At 53.5% G+C, this 21,071-nt stretch carries 15 protein-coding genes and 1 riboswitch; of the genes, 13 read left to right on the plus strand and 2 right to left on the minus strand.

The window, feature by feature from the left end; genetic code table 11:
• Positions 1–958: 958 nt before the first annotated feature.
• The 6 genes from C173_RS05420 (at position 959) to C173_RS05445 (ending at position 11,690) form a co-directional block, all read left to right on the plus strand.
• The gene (locus C173_RS05420) at positions 959–2,332 is read left to right on the plus strand and encodes a sugar phosphate nucleotidyltransferase (protein WP_036723110.1); all 1,374 of its coding nucleotides are present in this window, start codon (positions 959–961) and stop codon (positions 2,330–2,332) included.
• 137 nt (positions 2,333–2,469) lie between these two features.
• Positions 2,470–2,550: riboswitch (cyclic di-GMP riboswitch) on the plus strand.
• Positions 2,551–2,564: 14 nt separating this feature from the next.
• A complete protein-coding gene (locus C173_RS05425; protein WP_081751025.1) occupies positions 2,565–4,901 on the plus strand; it encodes a PA14 domain-containing protein in 2,337 nt (778 codons plus the stop codon).
• Between the two features lie 252 nt (positions 4,902–5,153).
• Positions 5,154–6,617 carry a glycosyl hydrolase gene (locus tag C173_RS05430; protein WP_235191791.1) on the plus strand — a complete coding sequence of 488 codons (1,464 nt, stop codon included), beginning with the start codon at positions 5,154–5,156 and terminating at the stop codon, positions 6,615–6,617.
• A 76-nt stretch (positions 6,618–6,693) separates the two neighbouring features.
• The gene (locus C173_RS05435) at positions 6,694–9,378 is read left to right on the plus strand and encodes a discoidin domain-containing protein (RefSeq protein ID WP_081751046.1); all 2,685 of its coding nucleotides are present in this window, start codon (positions 6,694–6,696) and stop codon (positions 9,376–9,378) included.
• 130 nt (positions 9,379–9,508) lie between these two features.
• Positions 9,509–10,987: a potassium/proton antiporter gene (locus C173_RS05440; protein WP_036723114.1), complete on the plus strand. Its 1,479-nt coding sequence runs from the start codon at positions 9,509–9,511 to the stop codon at positions 10,985–10,987.
• A gap of 247 nt (positions 10,988–11,234) precedes the next feature.
• The gene (locus C173_RS05445; protein WP_036723115.1) at positions 11,235–11,690 is read left to right on the plus strand and encodes a Dps family protein; all 456 of its coding nucleotides are present in this window, start codon (positions 11,235–11,237) and stop codon (positions 11,688–11,690) included.
• Positions 11,691–11,845: 155 nt separating this feature from the next.
• Here the strand turns inward: C173_RS05445 and C173_RS05450 are convergent, their stop codons facing one another.
• Both C173_RS05450 and C173_RS05455 read right to left on the minus strand, forming a co-directional pair.
• Positions 11,846–12,550: an AIM24 family protein gene (locus C173_RS05450; RefSeq protein ID WP_036723116.1), complete on the minus strand. Its 705-nt coding sequence runs from the start codon at positions 12,548–12,550 to the stop codon at positions 11,846–11,848.
• Positions 12,551–12,562: 12 nt separating this feature from the next.
• A complete protein-coding gene (locus tag C173_RS05455) occupies positions 12,563–13,051 on the minus strand; it encodes a hypothetical protein (RefSeq protein WP_036723118.1) in 489 nt (162 codons plus the stop codon).
• Positions 13,052–13,262: 211 nt separating this feature from the next.
• On the opposite strand from C173_RS05455, the gene C173_RS05460 reads away from it, so the two are divergent.
• The 7 genes from C173_RS05460 (at position 13,263) to C173_RS05490 (ending at position 21,068) form a co-directional block, all read left to right on the plus strand.
• Positions 13,263–13,949 (plus strand): M50 family metallopeptidase, encoded by a 687-nt coding sequence (locus C173_RS05460; RefSeq protein WP_036723120.1) that lies wholly within the window; start codon positions 13,263–13,265, stop codon positions 13,947–13,949.
• Positions 13,950–14,136: 187 nt separating this feature from the next.
• Positions 14,137–14,820 (plus strand): hypothetical protein, encoded by a 684-nt coding sequence (locus C173_RS05465; protein ID WP_036723121.1) that lies wholly within the window; start codon positions 14,137–14,139, stop codon positions 14,818–14,820.
• 233 nt (positions 14,821–15,053) lie between these two features.
• Positions 15,054–16,019, plus strand: coding sequence for a helix-turn-helix transcriptional regulator (locus C173_RS05470; protein WP_036723123.1), 966 nt, complete (start codon positions 15,054–15,056; stop codon positions 16,017–16,019).
• A 259-nt stretch (positions 16,020–16,278) separates the two neighbouring features.
• Positions 16,279–17,268, plus strand: a complete 990-nt coding sequence (locus C173_RS05475) for an ABC transporter ATP-binding protein (RefSeq protein WP_036723125.1) — start codon at positions 16,279–16,281, stop codon at positions 17,266–17,268.
• A complete protein-coding gene (locus C173_RS05480; RefSeq protein ID WP_036723126.1) occupies positions 17,265–18,257 on the plus strand; it encodes an ABC transporter ATP-binding protein in 993 nt (330 codons plus the stop codon). Before C173_RS05475 ends, C173_RS05480 begins: the two co-directional genes overlap by 4 nt.
• Positions 18,258–18,370: 113 nt before the next feature.
• Positions 18,371–20,038 (plus strand): ABC transporter substrate-binding protein, encoded by a 1,668-nt coding sequence (locus C173_RS05485; protein ID WP_155991270.1) that lies wholly within the window; start codon positions 18,371–18,373, stop codon positions 20,036–20,038.
• A gap of 25 nt (positions 20,039–20,063) precedes the next feature.
• Entirely contained in the window at positions 20,064–21,068 is a 1,005-nt protein-coding gene (locus C173_RS05490; protein WP_036723129.1) for an ABC transporter permease, read from the plus strand.
• Positions 21,069–21,071 lie beyond the last annotated feature (3 nt).

The following is a 21,071-nucleotide window of genomic DNA, read 5'->3' on the forward strand; positions in this document are numbered from 1 at the left end:
GGACGGCGAAATGAGAGGGATAAATCCTATTAAATGCGCCGAAAGCGGGCTGGACGGCGAAATGAGAGGGATAAATCCCATTAAATGCGCCGAAAGTGGGCTGAGCGATGAAATGAAGGAGATAAATCCCTCTGATGGTGCTTAAAGTTGCCTAAATGGAGCAAATGAGGAGCACAAGTGCCCCTGATTTCCCGGATGCGGGCCAAATGGAGCAAATGAAGAGCACAAGTGCCCCTGAATCCCGGGAAAGTTGGCTAAACGAGCAAATGAAGAGCATAAGTGCACCTGATTTCTCGGATATGGGCCAAATGGAGGAAATGAGGAGCACTAGTGCCTAGTACTTAACTAACTAGCTTCTGCCGCCGCGAACTTGTGCGGCGAGCCCTTGGCACAAGAGTCTTGAATCCAGGTCTTGAATTCCGGTCTTTAATTCCATTGTCTTGGATTTTGTTGCCCTATACTCTTGTTCTCTCCAGCCGCTAGGTCAGCGGCGACGCCTTGGAACAAGCGGCACTTAAGAGTCTTTGAGCTTTTGAATCTTTCTCCGCTGGAACAGCTAGGCGGCAACCAGGGATTCACTGTCGTGAAGGCAGGCTGCCGGCAACCAGGATTTCAACTGCTGCTGCTGCAAGTATAGCGCGGCAGCCCGGCCCCCTTGCCGCTATAACAAGCGGCAATATCGGATCTTTAGCCGGGAGCTTCGCCTGCGGGCGAAGCGGATATAAAATCACAAGCCTGTTATGAAATGGAGCGGAGGGGAATTTTGGAGCTGTAGGAGCGTTAGCGTCCGCCTTTGTATTTGGATTTCTACCGCGAGAAGCGGTTTTAATCAAGAAATCCAAATACAACAGCGGCCGTAAGCCCAAAATTCCTTGCAGCGACCCTCATAACAGACAGGTTTTTACCACACAGACGCAACAAGAAATACCCAATAACAATACGATATGGAGGGTTCACTATGAAACTAGTACTTCTATCAGGCGGCTCCGGCAAGCGGCTCTGGCCGTTGTCCAATGATTCACGCTCCAAGCAATTTCTGAAGGTACTGGCAAGTCCGGCAGGTGAACCGGAATCAATGGTACAACGGGTATGGAGACAGCTGGAGGAGAACGGCATGGCCGGGTCCTCTTATCTGGCGACCGGACGCAGCCAGGTGGAGATGATCCAGAGCCAGCTCGGCAGCGGGGTGCCGATCATCGTGGAGCCGGAGCGGCGGGATACCTTCCCGGCTATTGCGCTGACGGCGGCCTACCTGTATTCCATCGCGGGGGTGTCCCCAAGCGAGACCGTGGCGATTCTGCCGGTGGACCCATACGTGGAATCCTCCTTTTTTGAAACGGTGCTGCAACTGGAGAACACCATGCTGGTGAGCGGGGCGAACCTGGCGCTGATGGGCGTAGTTCCCGAGCATGCTTCGGAGAAATACGGCTACATCATTCCAACGGGCGCAGATGCGGGAGCGAATGGTTACCTGCAAGTGAGCCACTTCCAGGAGAAGCCTGACCGTGTGCAGGCCGAGGAGCTAATCAGCCGGGGAGCGCTCTGGAACTGCGGAGTATTCGCCTTCCGTCTGGGCTACCTGCTGGATATCCTGCAGCGCAAAGGGCTGCCGCTGAATTACGAGGAGCTGCAGAAGCAGTATAAGCTGCTGTCCTCCATCAGCTTCGATTACGAAGTGGTAGAGAAAGAAGAGAACATCGTCGTGCAGCCGTACGCCGGATTCTGGAAGGACCTGGGTACCTGGAACACCCTGACCGAGGAAATGACCAGCAACCATGTCGGCAAAGGCTTCATCACCGCTGACTCCGAGGGCACCTGCCTCATTAACGAGCTGGATATTCCGATTACGGTCATCGGGGCGAAGGATCTGATTATCGCCGCCAGCCCGGACGGCATTCTGGTAACGCATAAGGCCGAGAGTCCGCGGATCAAGGAAGTGCTGAAGACTTTTGAACAAAGACCGATGTACGAGGAACGCCGCTGGGGACACTACAAGGTGATCGATTATGTGAAATATGATGAAGGCAACGAGGTGCTGACCAAGCGGATCTTCATTAACGAGGGCAAAAATATCAGCTATCAGCTGCATCACAAACGCAGTGAAATCTGGACCTTCGTCAGCGGGGAAGCCAGCATTGTCATCAATGAGAAGATGCATACGGTGAAGGCGGGAGATGTGGTGCGGATACCGGAAGGGACCAAGCATGCCATTCTTGCTCTTACCGATGTGGAGTTCATTGAGGTGCAGACGGGGTCTGAGCTGGTAGAGGAAGACAATATCCGTATTACTCTGGACTGGGAGGATATCGCTCTACATCAGTTCATTTCTTAGGTCTAACTTATCTATTTAACCAATTGTTACAATTTTAAATCAGGTATTGAGAACTATTTTTTAGACAAATTTTGTTTTTACTCTACATTAAATTTGCATATCGACGATACTTACGGTAAGAGGGATTGATCCTTCCAAAACGACAATGGCAAACCTAATCGAAAGATAGGGACGCAAAGCTATAGGGCCTTCGCAAGAGTGGCAGCCTGGCTACCGAAAGGAAGAGAATATTGTGAAAACTTACCGTAAGTCTCGTTTGCTCTGCGCTGTGCTGTCGCTGGCCGTGGTATTGTCTGCTGTACCCGTGGGACTGGGAATCGCCCCGTCCACTGTCAAGGCTGCTTCCTCTACAGGAGCGCCCGTGAACCCTAATGCCTCAGCCGAGGCGGTCAAGCTGCTGAACAATCTGTGTGATATCTCGGGAAATGGAATTATTACAGGGCAGCATGACTATTTCGAGAGTCCGGATGAGCTGAGCAACAAGCTGAAGGGAACAAGCGGACAATACGCCGCACTGCATGGTTATGAGCTTGGAGCAATCGGTGGACAGAGTGAGAGCGGAGTAGCTGCACAACGCAAAAATATTGTCTGGAGTGCGACGAACTGGTCCAGAGCGGGCGGCATTGTCGCCATGACCTTCCACCAGAATCTGCCGGGTACCAAGTACGAATGGTCCAATGTGCAAAAGTCAATCAGCCAGGCACAGTTCAACAAATACGTAACCCCCGGCACCACGGAGTATAACGCGCTGATCACCGATCTGGATAAAGTAGCCGTCTCGCTTAAAAGCCTGCGGGATGCCAAGGTTCCCATCCTGTGGAGACCGTACCATGAAATGAACGGCGGCTGGTTCTGGTGGGGGAAGAAAGATAATTTCTCAGCTCTGTGGAATATTATGTATGACCGTTTCGTAAACGTTCATCAATTAAATAATCTGATTTGGGTATGGAACCCGAATGCGCCGAATGCCAACTCTGATCCCTATGCACGGACTTATCCGGGTGCGGACAGAGTGGATGTGCTGGCAGCGGATATATATAATAACGACTACTCGAATAAATATCATGATGATCTGACCAGCCTGGCTGGCGGCAAACCGATCGGCATCGGCGAGAACGGTGAAATGCCGAATATCTCGAAGCTGAAGCTGACCCAGCAGAATTACGTGTTCATGATGAACTGGGGCAAGATGCTCTATGAGAATAACAGCACGGCAACGATCAAGAATTTCATGAACGACAGCTACACACTGACCCGTGACCAATATAAGGCCTGGTCTGCTCCGGCGGCGGCTCCTAAGCCAACAGCAACGCCGACGCCTACAGCAACACCAACGCCTACAGTAACACCAACGGCAACCGCAACGCCAACACCGACAGCAACGCCAACCGCAACATCGGCACCAACCGTTGCGCCGATTCCGAAGCCGGTCCCAACCTCCGGTGATACGGAGAGCAAGCCTGCCCAGAACGGGTTGCTTGGAGAATACTTCAAGAACATGACACTCTCGGGGACACCGGTTATGGTGCGTAACGATGAGGTCATCAGCTTCAATTGGCGTCAGGGTGCTCCTAATGCCGCACTTGGCACAGATTACTTCTCGATCCGTTGGACCGGCCAGATTAAGCCGGCTTACAGCGAGACCTATCAGTTCTATACTACATCGGATGACGGTATCCGCTTATGGGTGAACGGCACAGCAGTCATTGACAGCTGGGTCAAGCAGAGCGGAACTGCCCGCACAGGAAGCATAGCCTTGACTGCCGGGCAACTGTACGATATTAAGGTAGAGTATTATGAGAATGCAGGCGATGCGAATGTCCATCTGATGTGGCAGAGCCCCAGCCAGGTGAAGGGAACCGTACCTGCAAGTGCGCTTTTCTCCAGAGCAGGCAACACATCCATACCTGCTCCGGCTGCAACAGCAGTACCGACAACGGTACCAGCAGCGACAGTAGCGCCAGCACAGACAGCAACGCCGGCACCAGTAACGACACCAATGCCAACACCAGCACCAACACCAACACTGACGCCAGCACCGACACCAACGCCAACACCGGTGCCTACGCCGACAGCGGCTCCCGTTCCTTCTCCTACAGCAACACCGGTGGATCTGCCGGTAGAAGTTCCTGCTGCCAATGGACTGTACGCGGAATACTTCAATAACATGACGCTATCGGGCGAACCCGCTGTAGTGCGTACCGATGCTGTGCTTGATTTCAACTGGCGCCAAGGCTCGCCGGATGCCGCTCTCGGCATAGACTTCTTCTCTGTCCGCTGGAGCGGGAAGATGAAGCCGCTGTACACGGAGACTTATCAGATCTATACCCATTCCGATGACGGTATCCGCGTACGGGTGAACGGTGAGCTTGTGATTGACAGCTGGGTGAAGCAGAGCGGCACCGAACGCATGGGCAGCATCAGCCTGACCGCAGGCGAGCTGTATGATATTCAGGTAGAGTATTATGAGAATCAAGGGGATGCAAAAGCGCGGCTGATGTGGCAGAGTCCAAGCCAGGCCAAAGGAACCATTCCGGCAAGCGCGCTGTTTCTCCCTTCCGCTTCGTAAGCTCATAAGGTCCGCAGCTGTGTTCAACATTGGCGCTGTTACTGGTTAAGACGTTACAATTATAAATCCTGCAAGCCACTCTTAATGGCCCTGCTTACCAGCAGGGCTACTAAGCTATAGACGACCATCCGGGAAGCGTAACCGCTCCGGGGTCTGCCGAAGCGGTGTGGCTGGAGAAAGGAGATTACATTGAACACTAACCGTAAGTACAGGCTATTTACAACTGTTTTTCCTCTTATCCTTATCCTTTCATTGCTTCCATGGGGGGAAGGGCGCAGTCTTCCGGCAGATGCCAAGGTTACCACACTGGCCTCCCCTGCCGCCGCTCCCATTAAGCCCATTAATCCTTCGGCCTCCAAGGAGGCTTCCGCACTGTTAAGCTATCTCCACGATCTCAGCGGCAAGGGCATGATATCCGGCCAGCATGATTATTTGGAGAGCCCCGATGAATTCAATAATAAGCTCCGCACCACAACCGGCCGCTATGCCGTTCTGCATGGCTATGAGCTGGGAGCCATAGGTAACCAGTCCAAGGCGACCATTGCCAAGCAGCGTCAGGCTGTCGTGGACAGCGCCATCCGGTGGCATAAGGGCGGCGGCATTGTCGCCATGACCTTCCATCAGAATCTGCCGGGAACTGCGCCGGTATGGACCAATGTGCAGAAGCCGCTTAGCCAGAATCAATTCAAGCAGTACGTCACTCCCGGAACGCCGCAGTATAAGGCTCTGATTGCCGAGCTGGATGAAGTGGCCAAGTATCTGGGTGAGCTGCGGGATGCCGGAGTTCCCGTGTTATGGCGGCCCTATCATGAGATGAACGGCGGCTGGTTCTGGTGGGGGCAGAAGGATGACTTTGTGAAGCTGTGGGACCTGGTCTATGACCGCATGGTGAATACGCATAAGCTGAACAATCTGCTGTGGGTGTGGAATCCGAATGCCCCCAACAAGTCGTCTGAGCCGTATGCCGCCTATTTTCCCGGCACCGCCAAGGTGGATATTCTGGCCGCCGACATTTATGACAATGATTTCAAGCAGTCTTATTATGACAGCCTTCTGAAGCTTGCGGACGGCAAACCGATAGGCATCGGGGAGAGCGGAGAGCTGCCAGACCCTGTCATCATGTCTCAAAAACAAAGCAAATGGGTATATACGATGACATGGGGCAAGATGCTGGTGGAGAATAACCCGACCGTGAAAATTCAAAGCTTCATGAACCATAAATATACGGTCTCGCGGGAGGATTACAAGCTCGCAGCGGGTGCCAAAACCCATGCGGCGGCTGTAAGCTCAAGGAACGGCCTGAGAGGCCAGTATTATGGCAATATGGACCTGTCCGGCACACCGCTGCTTACCCGTAACGACAGTACCATTCAGTTCAACTGGCATGGGAATTCACCGGCATCCGGCCTTCCCAAGGATTCATTCTCGGTACGCTGGACCGGGACCCTTAAGCCTCTCTACAGTGAAAAGTATACGTTCACCGCTTCTTCGGATGACGGCATCCGCGTATGGATCGGCGGCAAGCTCCTGATCGACAGCTGGAAGAACCAGAGCAGTGCGAGCAAGGAGGGCAGCATCACGCTCTCTGCGGGTACCCCCTATGCTATCAAGGTTGAGTATTACGAGAACCGCGGGGATGCCAGCGTCAGTCTGATGTGGAGAAGCCAGAGCCAGAAGCAGATGATTATTCCCCAGAGTGCGCTGACGCTTCCTTAAGGAAGCCGCGCAGAGGAAGAAGCGTGACGTTAGCCCGGTGCAGCACAGAATTCCGGAAGAAAGCGAGGACAAGGGAATGAGGACTAGAGTTCAAAAGAAACCCAGTAAATATCTCCACAGGCTACTAAAATTTGCAGCACTGATCATCTTGATTCTGTTGTCCGTCTCTGTCTTCGGAGATTACGGGACCAGGGACGGTGAAGCAGATGTGGATCTGTCTTCATTGTCGGCGGCCAAGGATGCCGGTCCTGAGATGCCGGAAGGAACGGTTCTATGGAAGCTTGGCAAGCATGACGGCTCTGCCGGTGAGTTCAAGGCGGCAGGGTCAAGCGGGGTGAAGAAGTCGCTCAGCATAGCCTCAACCACTGCCAGGTCGGCAGAGCTGAAGTCACTGCCCTCCGGCCTGCACGGGGAGACCAACCCGGAGCTGCGGATTCAGTATGAGCTGGATAAGATCCCGGAGCACGGGGTCTTATTTCGCGTGAGCATTATCGATGCTTACAAATCCGTTCCCCAGATGAGCGTGTTCTCCAACCGTCAGCTCTCAGGCATTATTCAGATCGCCGGGATTGCCGGAACAGGCAGCAAATACGACTTCCGCAAAACCTATGAGCTGTACATTCCCAAAGAGCAGCTCATCAGCGGCACCAACGAGCTGACGCTGCGGACGGCCAGGGGAATCTATTCCTCAGAGGCTGAGGATAAGTACAACTGGTGGACCTGGGATAATCTGAGTCTGGAGGCGCTGAAGTCTCCGATTAAGGAGCCGATTCACGGCAGCTATACGCTGACGGGGACGGTGGTGAATAACAAGCAGTTTTATTTTGACGAGGGGGCGGTTACCCATCTGCCCTATATTATGAAGTGGCTGGGTGTAGCCTATAGCGGCAATATCATGCGGACCAGCTGTGCCAGCGATGTAGGCCGCTCGTGTGAGAATATGGAGGAGTACTACAAGGTCCTGAAGGATTACAATATGCAGGCCGTAGCGCTCTATCTGTACACAGGCGATATCAAGCTGAAGGCGGATGGAACTCTGCCAGAGGATGCGGAGAAGAAGCTGACGGATTATTTCCAGAAGTACAGCCCGTACTTCCAGTATTACGAGGTGGATAACGAACCGGGCCTGTTCAACCGTTCCAAAGCGGTCAATCTGGCCATAGCCGAGTGGCTGAACAGCAAGGGTAAGACGATCGCACCGCATCTGCAGACGGTTGCACCCGGATGGGCCTACTGGCCGGGCTACAGCGAAGACTCGTGCGGCAATCAGAAGGGTCCGGTGAAGCAGTGCGGAGACCCGGACGGCTGGGAACGCGATCCGAAGCAGCGCGATGAGCTTGAAGCGGTAACGGATCTGACGAATGGCCATTCTTATGGGGATTCCTATATTTTCGGACAGGGCGGGAGCTTCACGGAGAACCTGAAGACCTTCGGGGGCTCGGTAGACGGCCTTAGCAAAAAAATGCTCGCCACCGAGTTCGGCACCTCGGACTCCCATGTGGACGCGTATCAATATGGGGCCAAGGAGCGGACTTCAGCGGTGTTCGACCGGATTATGCGGGCACATATCGGCTATGCCGAGATGTTCGTGCAGCATGCCGCCTTCTTCAAGAATTTCAGCCTGTTCAAATACGGCTTCAATCTGGAGGATCATGATCCGGCGGCTACAGAGATCTACTACACCAAGGAAGGCGAAGAATCCCGCGTCAGTATCATGCGCAGGCTGGATCTGGCTTATGCTACACACGGCGCTCCGCTGACCTACCAGATCAGCAATAAGGAGGAGCTGAAGGATAAGCTGGTCTACGTAAGAGCAGTGGACACCTCCACGCTTGAGCCGCTGGCGGGCAGCAAGGCCACCTCCAACAAGGTGCTGGTGAACTTCGTCAATTTCGAGAAGACGGAGCAGACCGTTAAGGTTAAGGTCACTATGCCGAAGAAAACGGAGTACGAAGGAGAACGGTTCGGCAAGGGCGATACTTATGAGGAGGCCCGCAGCTATGTAACCGGCAGGGCTGCTTCGCCGGAGCTGGAATTCACGGAGACGCTGGCTCCGGGAGAAGGCGTGCAGTACATTCTGGAGCCTTCCTCTGAGGTGGCGGATATGGCGCCTCAGGGCCTGAAGGCGACTGCTGTCAAGGGATTATCGATGCATCTGAACTGGCTGGAAGCCCCCGGAGCAAGCTATGAAGTGCTCCGGGCAGACGGCCCGGACGAGAAGCTGAAGGTCATCGCTACAGCAGTGAAGGGAACCGAGTACAACGACAGCAAGCTGAAGGAAGGCACACTTTATACTTATGCTGTAAGAGTGTCCGGCTCTGGCGTGATGTCAGAGAAGACACAGATTACAGCAACCGGACTTGTCCCGCTGGACCGGGCAGGCTGGAAGGTGACGTCCAGTGTGAGTAAGGAGGCTTCCAATCCGGCAGGTGCCATTGACGGAGACCGGCGGACCCGCTGGGATACGGTCAAGCATCAGGCCTCGGGGGAGTACTTCCAGATTGATCTGGGCGCAGAACATACGGTAGAAGCTATAGATATGGATTACCCTTTATCGCCATATGACTATCCGCGCGGCTACACTGTCCACGTATCGGAGGATGCCAAGAGCTGGAGACAGGTCGCAGCGGGCAAAGGCCAGCTGGAGAAGACCAAGATTACGTTTGCCCCGGTCAAGACCCGGCATATCAAGATTACCCAGACAGGCTCCGGCGGCAACTACTGGTCCATTCAGGAGCTGCAGGTGTATTCAAGAGAATGAAGGACGGCATAATAACCTCCGTGGAATTCAGCCCACCGGGGTTTTTTTCTATCTAACGAATCATACACATACTATAAAATACATGGGGCTAAGGCGAATACCCGCTCCCGGGAAAGGTGTGAACCGGTTCATGACTCATCTTGCAGATCAAATCATCCTGCTGCTGGCGGCTTTGCTGCTGATCGCCGTGCTCTCCACCAAATTCTCCACCCGTTTTGGCATGCCTGCCCTGGTCCTGTTTATTGCAGCCGGCATGGTACTCAGCCATTTTATTTATTTCAACAATGCTTCGCTCACGCAGATTGCCGGCATTTTTGCCCTGGTGGTGATTCTGTTTGAGGGCGGGATGCAGACGAGCATGAAGGATATTCGCCCGATTCTGAAGCCGGCGTTGTCGCTGGCTACACTCGGAGTGCTGCTGACTGCGGTGATCGTTGGTGTTTTTGCCAAATTTATACTCGGGGTGCCCTGGGCGGAGAGCTTCCTGTTCGGGGCCATTGTCGGTTCGACAGATGCAGCGGCGGTATTCTCCGTGCTGGGCGGCAAAAATATCGACAAACGGCTAACCTCGACGCTTGAAGCCGAATCCGGCAGCAATGATCCGATGGCTGTATTCCTTACCGTGTCGCTGATTGAATGGGTGCAGCACCCGGATACCGCAATCTTGCGCCTGGTGCTGTCGTTCTTCTGGGAGATGGGGGTAGGACTGCTGGTCGGGATTATGATCGGCAAGCTGGCGGTGTACCTGATTAACCGGATTAATCTGGACTCCACCGGATTGTATCCAGTCATGGCGGTCGGCTTTGCAGTTCTGACTTACGGGGTTTCGGCTATGGTACACAGCAGCGGATTGCTAGCTGTCTATGTCATGGGGCTGGTGCTGGGGAATTCCGAGCTGATGTACCACCGCACCATTATGAATTTCAGTCATGGCTTTGCCTGGATGATGCAGATTGCCATGTTCATTCTGCTCGGGATGCTGGTTTTCCCGCAGGAGCTGGCGGCTGTGGCCTGGCAGGGGCTGCTGCTGTCCGTGATTCTGATGGCCCTAGCAAGGCCGCTCGGCGTATTCCTCAGCCTGCTGTTGTCCCGGTTCTCCTTCCGTGAAAAGACACTGATCTCCTGGGCCGGGCTCCGGGGAGCCGTCCCGATTGTCCTGGCGACCTACCCGCTGCTCGCGGGGCTGCCGCATGGCAGGCTGTTCTTCAATGTCGTATTCTTCGTTGTTCTGACCTCGGCAGTGATTCAGGGAACAACCATTTCACCTCTGGCCTCGCGGCTGAGGCTGGTGGGCCGGGAGCAGGCATCCCAGCCATCCTTGATGGAGCTTGTCGCGCTAGGGAAGACTGATTCCGAATTCAATCATATCGGAATCGACCGGCAGATGGCGATATCCGGCATGCAGATTGCAGAGATCGGCCTGCCGGACGATATTCTGTTCACGGCCATTATACGGAACAAGACCATCGTGACGCCGCATGGCAGCACGGTGATTGAGCCCGGAGATACGGTATATGTGCTTAGCCCCAAGAGCAAGCGGGAGGAGATGCGTGCCATCTTCCGCAGCGGACTGGGACGGGCGGCAGAGACGGATATCCCTACGGTATAAGGGACATCCTACGGGAGGATGTGAGCTTCTCTTCCGGTTCGAGTGATTTATGTCAATCCATATGCTTTTGCAGAATTGTGATTCAAATTATAGGATAGCCTCCCGGAGGAGTGCTAGAATGTGCAGTACATCAAGGATGCGGGACATTAGATTGCAATACAGTAAAAAGTGTGTTAAATTGTATATATATTTAGAACGAGTCTAAATACAATATATTGTAGAATACACATTCCGGGAGGTTATTTAAATGAGTACACAAGTTAACAGCCACACTGCACTGCATGCTGTTCTGAACCGTCAGACCGCGAACTGGACGTTGCTGGGAGTGAAGCTGCATCACTACCACTGGTATGTCAGCGGAACCCAATTCTTCACCCTGCATGAGAAATTCGAAGAGCTGTACAATGAAGCTGCGGGTTATGTGGATGAGCTGGCTGAGCGGCTGCTTGCGATCGGCGGACGTCCTGCTTCTACTATGGCAGAGTACCTGAAGCTCTCCAGCCTGAAGGAAGCTGCCGGCGGTGAGAGCGCCAAGGAAATGGTGGTACAGCTGGTTCAAGACTTCGCTGCCGTAGCTGAAGAGCTGAAGCAGGGCATTACTAGCGCAGAGGAGGCCAGCGACCAGCCTACCGCCGATCTGCTGATCGGCATCCGGACAAGTGTAGAGAAGACAGCCTGGATGCTGAACGCTTATCTGGCGTAACTCCGGCATAGGACATATAGAAGAGCGCCCGCGTTATACATGCGGGCGCTCTTTGCTTAAAATATAAGAATTTATATGTTGCACACAATAACTTATCCTTCTATTTCTCGCTGAAACGGTACCGTCCTTTAAAAGGACGGCAATGCCGTTTCCACTTACTTAATAAATACACCGCCGAAGGGCAGGGCTTCCCGCAGGAAGCGCTTGATAATACCGTCTTCATTATTGTCGCGCTCGAAGCGTCTGCTCTGGCGTCCGGCCTGGAACAGCACAGGCCCGTGGCCGGTCATCTTCCAGTGATAGCTCATATGCTGGCTGGCGAGATGGTTGCCGTACACCGTCAGCTCAAGCTTGGCATTCTCGGGATAAGCGATAATACTGCCGGCATCGACATAGAGCGGATCGAAGGGATGCAGCTCGGCTTCGCAGACCGTGCCCTCCGTCAGAATGCCGATGCTGCCGCGGCCGGAGAATTTGACCTTGACGATATCCCGGGTAATCAGCATATTCTTCATGCTCAGCACTCTCGTCTGCATCGTGACGCCCTTGCTGTAGAAGAAGAGGTGCCTGAAGTCGTAGAGCAGATCGCTTTTGCTGTCAAGCTGGATGGTCTTGACCCGGTAGCCGGGCGGCAGCGCGGCTGTGAACCGGCAAGGGCCGGTCAGATCCGCCCGGATCAGCTTGCGCTTGCGGTACATGCCCTTCACATCCATGAACCGGTCGGCCCGTCCCGCCGAAGGGCCCTGGTAAGCAATAATCTGCTGCGGATGCAGCACATGGACCTCCTCGTTCTCCTGAACGGTAAAAGCAACCGCCTGTCCGCTGCCGCTGTCGCCTTCATCCTGAATGTCAATGTTCATTCTTCATCCTCCTTAACGCAGCCGGTCGCTTCTTCTGGAGCGGTACCGCATCGTGAAGCGCAGCACCCGGATCAGCAGGAAGTAGCCCAGCAGAAGAGCAATCCCGGAGATGACCGTCACCTTGATCCGGTTGAAGTAGTTCTCTCTCGCCGTGCGGTCATTCTTCAGTTCGTCCACGACCTGGCTGAGCTGGCGGTTCTGCTCCTGCAGGGCAGCATTCTGGGACTGATACGTCTGCATTTGCTGCAGGCTGTCCGTCAGCTGCTCCTTGGCTTCACCGAGATCCTCCTTCGTCTGCTGAAGCTCTTCTGCAGTCTTCTGGTAACTCTCCTGCAGCTTGGTGACTTCTCCGGGAAGCTCCGAGAAGCTCTGTATTCCATTGTATATATCATTCAGATAATTGGCCTTGGCCTGGGGGGCAGGCCAAGTGAGAGTAAGGCCAAGCATAAGCAGGGAAGAACCCAGCAGCCTCAGCATCACTCCTGTTACCCGTCTTTTCATAAGCTGATCACCACCTGTTAGAGCTAATTGTCCTCCTATTTTATCATAGCTGCTTGCTGTTTGAACAACCCGGGCGGCTGTAGGCATAATTACCCTTTGTGTCTATGGAGAGAACCAAGAGGTAATACAGCGTTAAGGCAGGGATGGTTTCCATAATATTGAGTGTAACTGCAAATTAACGTATACTGTGAACGGAAAGGGGCTGTATTCAATGAATAGATGGCTCAAAACACTGTTGTTCCTGGCGGGCTCCGCCCTGTTGACCCGGTTTATTCCGTTCTCCTCCTTATTCCGTAATCTGGATACCATGTTCCATGAATTCGGCCATGCGCTGATGACTCTGCTGCTCTCCGGCAATGTGCTGCGCATTGAGCTGTATTCTGATCACAGCGGTGTGACCTATTCGGCGATTGCTGCCGGAGGCAAGGCGATCCTGGTGTCGCTGGCGGGTTATCCTCTGGCTTCACTGTTCGCGTTGCTGCTCTTCTATTTCTATAGTAGAGATAAGCGGGAATGGGGGCTTGTTCTGACCAGCCTGGTCGCGCTGATTATGCTTGTGCTGTATGTACGGGGCGGCTTCGGAATGATCTGGCTGAGCGGCTTCATTCTGCTGAATGCTGCGATGCTGTTCCTCTGGCCGAAGGTCAGCAAGTACTACTATCTGTTTCTTGCGTTCCTGACCCTGGAAGAGTCCGTGATGGGGACCTTATTCCTGGTCTATGCTTCCGTCGTGACACCTTCCCGGGCAGGGGACGCAGCGAATCTGGCCAGATTGACCATTTTACCGGCCGCTGTATGGTCTCTGCTGTTCTTCCTCTTCGCACTGCTGTGTGCAACCTGGGCCCTTGGGCTGTTCTTCCGGCATGAGAAGGCGGGCAGACGGGTCCGATTGATGTAATGCGTAAAACTTTGTTCGTCATATTTTGACAAAAGAATAGACTTTCATAAAGAGGCAATCACCTTTTGGGGTAGGTTGGCTCTTTTTTTGTCGATATTATAGGACCGAACATACATTCCATGACAAGGAGTTGTCCGCCAATATTGGTACATTAATAGAAGACCCAAATTAAGAAAGAGGTGGAAATATGCAAGCAAGTATTCAGACGTTGTTTACATGGAGCCAGGAGCGTATTTTGGCAGGCGGTGCCAAGAAAATAGTGCTGCTCGTGGAGTGGAAGGGAGCGCTACAAGGGGAGGATTCCCGCAAGAAGAGCCGGAAGGTGGTAGCCCGGGATATTGAGCTGCGTGTCTGGCTCGAAAGTCATGTCAAGGTAACAGGATGTTACGGCTGTAGTGCAGAAGAAGGAGAGGGGAGATCACTGCTCCTGAAGCTTGGCAAAATCCATTCCGGGCAGCGCAGGTACATCGCCCTGGAATTCATGATGGCGGGTATGCCTGCAGGCATACATGAAGCCCTCTGGCTGCAATGGCAATACAAGCAGCCTACGGTGGAACGTATCCGCGAGCTGCCGCTCAAGAAGCTGGGAATCGAATATTCCCATCATACCGGCCTGCTGGGGGCAGGCTCCTGCTTCCATGTGGAGAAGCATCTGGCGCTGCTGCAGACAGAGGCGCTAATCGCGGAAGCCCAGGAGGCCCGGATGAAGAACAAGCCTGAGGTACCCGCAGATATTCTTCGCAGGCAGGCCGATCAACTACTCCTGATGGCTGCCCGATCCGGGGATATGCAGCTGCTCAGAGAAGCGGAAGCGCTGTATAAAAGACTGGAGGCAGAGCATCTGCCGCTCAGCAGGATAGGAATGAGATAATTGCTGGGAAGCTGCGTAGATAGAATAGGAATTACCCATACATAGGGCTCAAATATAGAATCACACCGGGCGGAGCAGATTAAGAAATGCGTAATATCTAAATGTGGTAACATAGTAAAATAGTTCTATTATATTTTCTTATCTCGGTTATTACATCCTTGGTTATAGATATATATAACTAGTTTATTTAAAAATAATGGGTCTATTTTACCATAAGTCAAGGAGAACTGAATATGACAGACCGATTGATCCGGCTGATGCGCATCATTACGCTAGTTCAAGCCAAACCGGGAATTCTGGCCCGTGAGCTGGCGGAACGATGCGGCAACAGCGAGAGAACGATTTATCGGGATATGGATGCGCTCAGTGCCATGCATATCCCCATTACTCATATGGGACATGGCAAGGGGTATGCTTTTATCGGTAATTTCGCGCTGTACCCCTTGGATTGGTCAGAAGAGGAAGAAGAGGCTTTTTCACAGTTACGCAGTATTATGGCAGAGATCAAACCTTTGCTGCCCCCGGGCTTTGAAGACGCATACGAGAAAGTGATGGCGGCAGATTATAAGCAAAAGGCAGAAAGGGAAGAAACAATGGAGCGTACGAAAAAGGAAGCCGGACCAAACTGGACGGAAAATAGCAGATCTCAGGGAGACCAGCCCCTCTTTCTGACCGACATTCTGGATGCCGTAATGAAGCAGAGAAGCATACAGGCTGACTATAGTGAGAATGCCTACGAAGAAAAAGGTATCCGGATTGATCCCTATTGCCTGGTCCCGCTAGAGAATCGTTTTCACCTGATTGGTTTCTGTCACCGCTTCGGGATCATCCGCACCTTTCATATTAACGGCTTCTCCAGTGTCAATCCGCTGGACAGGTGGTTCTCCAAAGACCAGTTCGATCTGCAGTCCTTCATGGAGCAGAAGTGGTCCCTGGAACAGGACAGCCTGCAGGTTGAATTCAGAGTCAAATTCTCGCAGCGGATGATGGAACGGCTGAAGCAGGAGGAGATGTTTGTGAAGCCGAGCAGGGTAGACCGCCAGAACCGCAGCCTGCATTTCAAGGTCGCTGTGGAGCAGGATATCGGCTTCGTTCATTGGATTATGAAATACAAGGAAGAGGCTGAGATTATGGAGCCGCTATATTACCGGGATGTGCTGAAGCAACAACTGGAGAAGTGGCTGTCGCTGTACAAATAACTGCAGGTATATTTTCCTCACACTTTTATGCTCTGATATATTCATATAAAATTCATAGGGTTAGTTATATGTACAAATTTTCCTTGCCTAGATAGGATATCCATAGTAAAGTTATACATTAAATAACAGTAATATGTATTTAAAGTTAATTAGATTACTTATTATGTTAGGTATTAGTTAATATATCTAACTTTTTAAATAGTTTTCCTGAGCAGGCATTTGACCTTCGTTCAATTTTTAACAGAAAAGAGGGAGAGACTTGATCCAGCCGATTCTGAGCATTGAAAACCTGCATACCCACTTTTTAACGGACCGCGGTGAGGTTCCGGCAGTGGATGGTGTCGATCTCTACATTAATCCGGGCGAAGTTCTGGGTGTCGTAGGAGAATCCGGCTGCGGTAAAAGTGTCACCTCCCTGTCTATCCTGAAGCTGGTCCCAAGCCCCCCAGGGAGAATTGTTGACGGACGCATCCTGCTGAAGGGCCGCGATATTGTTCCGCTGAAGGAGAAGGATATGCGTAAGATCCGGGGGGATTCGGTCTCGATGATCTTTCAGGAGCCGATGACCTCGCTGAATCCCTTATTCACGGTTGGACAGCAGATTATGGAGACGGTACGCCTGCACCGTGGTCTCTCCAGGAAGGAGGCCCGGGAGCATGCTGTCGGTATGCTGCGCAAGGTTGGAATTCCCCGGCCGGAAGCGATCATCGACGAGTACCCGCATCAGCTATCAGGAGGCATGCGCCAGCGTGTCATGATTGCCATGTCGATCTCCTGCAGCCCGGAGCTGCTGATTGCCGATGAGCCGACAACCGCACTTGATGTAACAATTCAGGCCCAGATTCTGGAGCTGATCCGCCAGTTGAATGAGGAGCAGGGCACTGCCGTTATGCTGATTACCCATGATCTTGGCGTAGTAGCCGAGATGTGCCACCGTGTGGCTGTGATGTATGCCGGCAAGGTGGTGGAGGAAGGCAGTGTACATGATATTTTCAAAAATCCGCTGCATCCGTATACGAGAGGACTGATTGCCTCCGTCCCCCGGATGGATGAAGCTAAGGAACGTCTCTACTCCATTCCGGGCAATGTGCCGATTCTCAGCACAGAGATGCAGGGCTGCCGGTTCGCACCGCGCTGCCCGGAGGTCATGGAGCTGTGCATGCAGAGCCTTCCGGCGCTGACACGGCAAGAGGAGCAGCACAGCTGCAGATGCTGGCTGCATGACAGGGAACAGGAGGATGCGGTATGAGTGAGAGCCTGCTTGAGGTCAAGGGACTCCGGAAGTATTATCCGCTGAACAAGGGCTTCTTCAGCCGGGAACGCGGCAGTGTGAAGGCTGTGGATGATATCTCCTTTGCTGTGAGCAAGGGGGAGACCTTCGGTCTGGTAGGGGAGAGCGGCTGCGGCAAATCGACTACCGGCCGCGCGCTGCTCCGGCTGATTGAGCCGACAGCGGGCGAGATCTGGTTCGAAGGGCAGGAGCTTACGAAGCTGTCTGCGGAAGATATGCGGCGTCAGCGCCGGGAGATGCAGATTGTCTTCCAGGACCCGTTCTCCTCCCTGGACCCGCGTCATACTGTGCAGCGTATTCTCGAAGAGCCGATGATTGTACACGCTACTTGCGATGCCAGGCAGCGCAAGGCAGAGGTGGAGCGGCTGGCGGATGTAGTCGGATTGTCCAGGGCCCATCTGCAGCGTTACCCTCACCAGTTCTCCGGCGGACAACGCCAACGGATCGGCATTGCCAGAGCACTGGCACTCCATCCGAAGCTGATTATTGCAGATGAGCCTGTCTCTGCGCTGGATGTATCGATCCAGTCCCAGGTTATTAACCTGATGCAGGATTTGCAGCGGGAATTCAGCTTAACTTACATATTTATCGCCCATGATCTCAGTGTGGTGAAGCATATCTGCGACCGGGTAGCGGTAATGTACCTGGGGCGGATTGTCGAAATTACGGACAAGCATAAGCTTTATGCCCGGCCGCAGCATCCTTATACGCAGGCTCTGCTGTCTGCGGTTCCTGAACCTGATCCCGATATCCGTAAGGAGCGGATCATTCTGCAGGGGGAGGTACCGAATCCGGCGAATGCGCCAGTCGGATGTGCATTTAACACGCGTTGTCCGCGCGTGATGGAGCAGTGCCGGGTGATCAGGCCTCCGCTGATGGAGACAGAATCCGGACACTTCACAGCCTGCCATCTCTATGATGGAGAAGCCAATACACCGCTAGCCTGATTTGCTTGCATCTTAGAGCCATATACAGAAGAACCTTGGTTTATAGCTGTGCTACCTGCACGGCTCTATATAAACACTTTGATATTTCAATGAAAGAAGGGAGCTTTCTGGAGATGAACAAATGGGGTAATCTCACATTGGTACTGATGCTTGGCGCGGGGCTCGCGCTCAGCGGCTGCGGCGGAGGGAACAACACAGGCAACACGGGAAATACCGGAGGGAATACGGCGGCAACAAATGCTCCGGCAAGCTCACCTGAGACCTCTGGGACAGCGCAGGATACCCTGATCCTGGGGCGCGGGGGCGACTCGGCTTCCCTGGACCCGGCGATTGTGACGGACGGGGAGTCGCTGAAGATTGCGCATCAGGTCTTCGATTCGCTGCTCGAGTATAAGCCGGGTACCTCTGAAGTCCAGGCCTCACTTGCCGACAGCTGGGAAGTAACGCCGGACGGGCTGAGCTACACCTTCAAGCTGCATCCTGGCGTGAAGTTTCATGACGGAACCGATTTCAACGCCGAGGCAGTCGTGTTCAATTTCCAGCGCTGGAGTGATCCGGCCAGTGAATACAAATTCGAAGGTGATTCTTTCGATTACTATGACTCCATGTTCGGTCCGGACGGGGCGCGGGTGATCAAGGAAGTGAAGGCGGTGGATGAGTCGACGGTTCAATTTGTACTGAACCAGCCGCAGGCGCCGTTCCTGCAGAATATCGCCATGACCACCTTCGGGATTGCCAGTCCTGCTGCGATCAAGGAGAAAAAGGAGAATTTCAAAAATGAGCCGGTAGGGACAGGCCCGTTCGTGTTCAAGGAGTGGAAGCGCAATGATTCCATCACACTGGATAAGAATACCGCCTACTGGAAGGAAGGGCTTCCCAAGCTGAACAAGGTCATCGTGCGCTCGATTCCGGACAACTCAGCCCGCTTCACGGCGCTGCAAAACGGGGAAATCGATCTGATGGAAGATCTCAGCCCGGATGACTTGTCCACGCTGGAGAGCAACAGTGCTCTGACCAAGATTGAGCGTCCGCCGTTCAATGTGGCGTACCTCGGCTTCAACTTCAAGAAGAAGCCGTTCGACAATGTGAAGGTAAGGCAGGCGCTCAGCCATGCAGTCAACAAGCAGGAGATTATCGATGCATTCTTCGCCGGCCAGGCCCAGGCTGCGGTGAATCCTATGCCGCCTTCCCTGTGGGGCTATAACGACAGTGTGAAGGATTATGAGTATGATCTGGACAAAGCCAAAGCGTTGCTGGCCGAAGCGGGTTATCCTGACGGACTGCCTGATCCGGTGACACTGTACGCGATGCCTGTATCCCGTCCTTATATGCCTGACGGCAAGAAGGTAGCCGAAGCGATTCAAGCAGAATGGGAGAAGATCGGGGTCAAGACCGTTATTGAGTCCCCGGAATGGGCGACTTATCTCGATGACACCAAGGCCGGGGAGAAGGACGATATCTTCATGCTAGGCTGGACCGGCGACAACGGCGACCCGGACAACTTCCTGTATACCCTGCTGGACAAGGATGCTATTCCCGGCAATAACCGTGCCTTTTATGTGAACGAAGAATTGCATACGCTTCTGACCGGCGCCCAGAAGGAGACAGACCAGGGCAAACGCACCGAGCTGTACAAGCAGGCTCAGGAGATTATCAAAGCCGATGCGCCATGGATTCCGCTGGTTCATACCACACCGCTGCTGGCCGGCAAGGCCAATCTGAAGGGCTTCGTTCCCGGACCGACAGGGACAGAGTATTACAGTGAGATTTATTTTGAATAAATACACCTTTGGAAGGTGAACGGAATTGAACTCTTACCTCATAAAACGTGTGATGGTGCTGTTCCCCGTGCTGATCGGCATGACCCTGATCGTCTTCTCTATTATCCATGCCATTCCGGGTGATCCGGCCGAGACGATTCTCGGCCAGAAGGCGACCGAGCAATCCAAGCAGGCGCTGCGTAACCAGCTTGGCCTCGACAAGCCCTGGCTGCAGCAATATTTTAATTACATGGGTGATTTGGCCCGGGGGGACCTCGGGACTTCGATCCGCACCAAAACGCCGATTGCCAAAGAAATCGTACCGTATCTGGCCGCTACGCTGGAGCTGACGGCTGCCAGCATGCTGTTCGCAACCTTCGTCGGGGTGAACGCCGGTATCCTCAGCGCCTGGAGGCAGAACTCCTGGTTTGACTATACGGCGATGATCATCGCGCTCATTGGGGTATCGATGCCGATCTTCTGGCTGGGGCTGATGGAGCAGTTGCTCTTCGCGCTGAAGCTGCACTGGCTGCCGTCCATCGGCAGGATGGACCAGCGCAATCCGGTGGAGACGATAACCAATCTGTACGTGCTGGATACGATTCTGGCCCGACGGTGGGACCAGCTGTGGACGGTCATTAAGCATCTCATTCTGCCGAGTATTGCGCTTGGCACGATTCCGATGGCGATCATTGCCCGGATGACCCGCTCCAGTATGCTGGAGGTAATGAATTCCGATTATATCCGTACAGCGAAGGCCAAGGGTATGTCGCAGTTCCTCGTGGTCTATAAGCATGCGCTGAAAAATGCACTCATTCCGGTGCTGACGGTAATCGGTCTGCAGACAGGGGCGCTGCTCGGAGGGGCGGTGCTGACCGAGACGATTTTTGCCTGGCCCGGGGTAGGGCGTTATATTTTTGAAGCGATCAGCTCGCGGGATTATCCGGTGATCCAGACCGGGATTCTGATTATTGCCTTTATCTTTGTGGTCATCAATCTGCTGGTGGATCTGCTGTATGCCGCTATCGATCCGCGCATCAATTACAAGTGAGGG

The sequence above is a fragment of the Paenibacillus sp. FSL R7-277 genome (assembly GCF_000517965.1).
Lineage (GTDB): Bacteria > Bacillota > Bacilli > Paenibacillales > Paenibacillaceae > Paenibacillus_AQ > Paenibacillus_AQ silagei.